The sequence below is a fragment of the Metabacillus niabensis genome (assembly GCF_902829255.1).
In the GTDB taxonomy this organism is placed as follows: Bacteria; Bacillota; Bacilli; order Bacillales; family Bacillaceae; genus Metabacillus; species Metabacillus niabensis.
Map to the genome: position 1 here is coordinate 1 of NZ_CADEPK010000362.1, position 4,142 is coordinate 4,142.

Consider the following 4,142-nt stretch of genomic DNA (forward strand, 5'->3'; position numbering starts at 1 on the left):
AAAAAGAATATTATCGTTCTATTATTAACCAATTTTCCACATAGAAAAGCAGTGACTTCTCTAGTTGAAATCACCGCTCTTTTGTTTTTGACATTAGTATTGCGCCAATGGTAGCCATTTTAAAACATCTTGGATTTTGTCCTCCCAATAGCCCCATTCATGTGTACCAGGGCCAAAATCAGTTGTTAACGAATAGCTTGTTTGCTCACATTTCTTTTTGAACGTTAGATTGCTCTCATATAAAAAATCCTCAGTACCGCAGCATTGATAAAGGGCTGGCTTTGGTTGTTCAGGATTACGTTCTCCTTGTTCTAGTAACCATAATAGGTCATTATCCGTATCTTTAATATCTTCATCGCCATAAATAAGCTTAAATACATCATCTAAATGCCCATCTTGCTTTATCCAATTTGCCATATCAACAGCACCTGATAGACTTGCAGCAGCGGCAATTTTATCTGGATGGCGAAGTGCCCATTTAAAAGCACCATAGCCTCCCATCGATAGCCCCGCAACAAAATTATCCTCTCTCTTTTCAGATAACGGGAAGAAGGATCGTGCAATTTCAGGCAATTCCTCTGTTAGAAATGTCCAATACTTGTTACCATATTTCATATCAGTATAAAAGCTTTGATGTACTTGTGGCATGACAACCGCTAAACCTAATGGTGCGACATAGCGTTCAATCGAAGTACGGCGCGTCCAAATCGTATCATCATCACTAAAGCCATGAAGAAGATACAGCGTTTTATGCTTATCAGACACTTGCCGATTTTGCATACCGATTTGCGAAGACGTTTGCTGTGGCAAAATAACCGTCATCGATGTACTTAACGATAAAACCTCCGAAAAAAACTGACATTGAATAAGCGCCATTTTGTTTCTCCTCCTTTTTGGGGTCAATCCCCAAAAGGAGGAAGAAAGCCGCAATTAACTGTTTTTCAACAATTGAAATTGGCGTGAAATAAGGCTTCCACCCTTAGTGGGGACAGTCCCCACTTTAAAAGTGACTGTCCTATTTTCTACTTTTCAGTTGTTTTTGGGGACTGTCCCCAATTGTTACCGCTAACATTTCATTAAACAAAGCATATCGTTATTGTAAAATTGATTTTATTTAGCTGTCAATTAATCTAGGTCTTCGTTTTCTTCTAAGAATATCAATTTATGACCGATTGCATTCATCGGGCCTTTTGTTATGATGTTTCCTAGCTTGTCTGCCATAAAATCTACGCTATATTTTGTATCGTTATTGAGCCACCACTTCAAAACTCCGATATATGCTGAGCTAATAAAACAAAGGATTAACTCATATGGGATGTTTAAATTGTTCAAATCCCCTAATATCTCTTTAAAGCTTCCTTTAAATTTATCATATAAGCATTTTTCTATTTTGCTAGAAAAGTTAGGAATCCCATTTTCCCCTAGCATCACTTTATAAAAATGACTATTTTCTTCAATATTCCTTAGAATTCTTTTTAACGTTATTTTAAATTTCTTTACATTTACCTCCCCTTTTTTTAGATGAAAGGAAATATTCAATACATCCATTAGCTCCTTCAAATAGGAATCACTGATTTGTTCAAGCAAATCGTATTTATCCTGATAGTGCAAATAAAATGTCGCCCGATTAATGACAGCCTCATCCGCTATATCTTGAATTGTTATTGCTTCAAACCCCTTTTTTTCAATTAACGTTAAAAATGCTTCCTTGATTAGCTTTTGTGTTCTTATTACCCGAAGGTCTGTCTTTTTTGCCATTAGAAAACCTCCTCCTACCCTTTTTTTGTAAATTAGACGACAATTTCGTTCTGACTGTTGTTTATTATACGAATCAACATATATTGCTCATTGATTGCTGAAATAGATTTTTTATAATTGCATTATATACGACATATCGTTTTTTATTCAACACTATGTCTAAAAAAGGAGGACGATGATATGAATCGATTTATTCGCAATAAACTTCTCTGGATTGGCTTAGGAGGAATCGCTCTTCTCACAACGATTTTCACCTTTGCTTTTATGGGTTCAACCGTTAATCCGACACCAAAAAATTTGCCGATCGCGATTGTCACCGAGGATGCTGGAGTCACGCTGCCAAATGGTCATAAGCTCAACATTAGTGAAACCTTAGTAGAAAATCTAAAAAAGAAAGATCTAAATGAGGTAAAGTGGCATTTCCTTTCAGAGGATGCTGCACTAGAAGCAATGAATGAAAAAGAAATCTATGCGACAATTATATTACCTGAGGATTTATCTCAGAATATCTTTTCGTTATTAACGGAAACTCCTAAAGCACCAACAGCTTCAATAACCATTAATGAAGGGCTAAATTTAACAGGGGCAAATGTTGCAGCACAACTATCAAATGGTGTAGTAGCAAATTTAAACGCACAGGTTCAAGAACAGCTCTATACGCAAATTGAGGAAATGAAAATCCCAATAACCGCTGATTTAGCAAAAACACTTGCAAGTCCGATTACAATTAAAACCGAAAAAATCAATGCTGTAGCCGAAAACAATGCAAACGGAAATACACCAGCACTATTTACTCAATTACTGTGGATAACAACCTTTTTCAGCTCTATGGTGCTTTATACGCTGCTTAAGAAAAGCTCTGACGGAAAATGGACAGCTAAAACAATTGCTAGACAAATCGTAGCTGGACTTGTATACGTATCAGCGGTCTCTGCCATTATTCTATTTTTTGCGACACAGGTTTTAGATGTAACGGTCCCACATTCAGGTACACTGTTTATCCTATTATTGTTTATCGGCCTATGCTTTTTCTTTTTGCAAAATGCATTGCTTAATTGGATTGGTTACCCAGCAGCACCATTATTTATTTTATTATTATTTTTCTCGATGCCGATCTTAACGATTGCACCAGAAATGCTCCCACAGATTACAAAGGACTATCTTTATTCATGGGTTCCATTTCGATTTAGTATTGACCTGCTAAAGGATTTCTTATTTTTTGATAAAGCGTTATTTGCGAACGGTATTGGTACGCTCGGTGTTATCGGTATTTTATCCTTCCTCGTTATGAGCCTTGCGATTTTTAAACCGACAAAAGGGAAGGATTCAGCAAAGGAGAAGCAGATAGCTACAATTCATTGAGAATAAAAAAAGAGAAGGCACCCCTTATTCGATGCCTTCTCTTCTCTATTAATTTGTAAAAGCTTCTGTTAAAACAGGAACGATTTGTTTTTTACGAGATACTACACCTTTAAGTGTTGCTTGATTATTATCAAGCGTTACATTGAATGCTTTCTCAACTTTTGCAGTTTCTTTACCGATTGCAACCGCAACTGAATCGTTTGTTAAAATATCTGTTACAACGAATAAGAATAAATCTAAGCCTTTGCTAGCAACGACATTTGATAAAGCAGCTTCAATTTCTTCTTTTTTCACAAGTACATCATTTGTATCAACAGCGTTTACTTGAGCAATTTCCACTTTGCTTGAACCCATTTGGAATTCCTTCGCATCAAGTGAGATTAATTGTTCCACTGTTTTGTCACTTAAATCAGCACCAGCTTTTAACATATCTAAGCCATATGTATTTGCATCAACACCAGCAATCTCAGCTAATTCCTTTGCAGCATCGATATCTTCCTGTGTGCATGTTGGTGATTTGAATAGTAGAGAGTCAGAGATAATAGCTGATAGCATTAAACCAGCTGTTTCCTTCTCAATTTGTACACCTTTTTCCTTGTACAATTTGTTTAAAATTGTTGCTGTACAGCCAACTGGCTCTGCACGATAATATAAAGGATCACTTGTTTCAAAATTAGCAATACGGTGATGGTCAATAACTTCAAGAACACGTACCTCTGTAATGTCGTCGGCACTTTGTTGACGCTCATTATGGTCAACTAAAATAACTTCCTTCGCTTCACCCGCTACTTTTTCCACTAAACGAGGAGCTTCTTTTTTAAAGAAATCAAGCGCATATTGAGTTTCCCCATTCACTTCACCTAAGCGAACTGGCTCTGCATTTTGACCAATCTTATTTTTTAATTCAGCATACGCAATTGCAGAACAGATTGTATCTGTATCTGGGTTTTTATGACCAAAAACAAGTACTTTTTCCATAATAATCTCCTTTACACTGTAAAATATACTCTATTCTATCATAG

The 4,142-nt window shown here is 36.2% G+C and carries 4 protein-coding genes; 1 reads left to right on the forward strand and 3 read right to left on the reverse strand.

What is annotated here, in order from left to right:
* Positions 1-93: 93 nt before the first annotated feature.
* Complete coding sequence (locus HU235_RS21155; protein WP_174881492.1) at positions 94-876, reverse strand: alpha/beta hydrolase; 783 nt, start codon at positions 874-876, stop codon at positions 94-96.
* A gap of 249 nt (positions 877-1,125) precedes the next feature.
* Positions 1,126-1,758, reverse strand: a complete 633-nt coding sequence (locus HU235_RS21160) for a TetR/AcrR family transcriptional regulator (protein WP_174881493.1) — start codon at positions 1,756-1,758, stop codon at positions 1,126-1,128.
* 180 nt (positions 1,759-1,938) lie between these two features.
* Between HU235_RS21160 and HU235_RS21165 the strand changes: the two genes are divergently transcribed.
* Positions 1,939-3,120 carry a YhgE/Pip domain-containing protein gene (locus tag HU235_RS21165; RefSeq protein WP_174881494.1) on the forward strand — a complete coding sequence of 394 codons (1,182 nt, stop codon included), beginning with the start codon at positions 1,939-1,941 and terminating at the stop codon, positions 3,118-3,120.
* 48 nt (positions 3,121-3,168) lie between these two features.
* On the opposite strand, the gene HU235_RS21170 is transcribed toward HU235_RS21165, so the two are convergent.
* Positions 3,169-4,098: a manganese-dependent inorganic pyrophosphatase gene (locus HU235_RS21170; RefSeq protein ID WP_174881495.1), complete on the reverse strand. Its 930-nt coding sequence runs from the start codon at positions 4,096-4,098 to the stop codon at positions 3,169-3,171.
* Between the last annotated feature and the right edge of the window lie 44 nt (positions 4,099-4,142).

Excerpts from the sequence above, each read along its gene's own strand:
- HU235_RS21155 (WP_174881492.1), bottom strand. The coding sequence starts at position 876 with ATGGCGCTTATTCAATGTCAGTTTTTTTCGGAGGTTTTATCGTTAAGT.
- HU235_RS21160 (WP_174881493.1), bottom strand. The coding sequence starts at position 1,758 with ATGGCAAAAAAGACAGACCTTCGGGTAATAAGAACACAAAAGCTAATC.
- HU235_RS21165 (WP_174881494.1), top strand. The coding sequence starts at position 1,939 with ATGAATCGATTTATTCGCAATAAACTTCTCTGGATTGGCTTAGGAGGA.
- HU235_RS21170 (WP_174881495.1), bottom strand. The coding sequence starts at position 4,098 with ATGGAAAAAGTACTTGTTTTTGGTCATAAAAACCCAGATACAGATACA.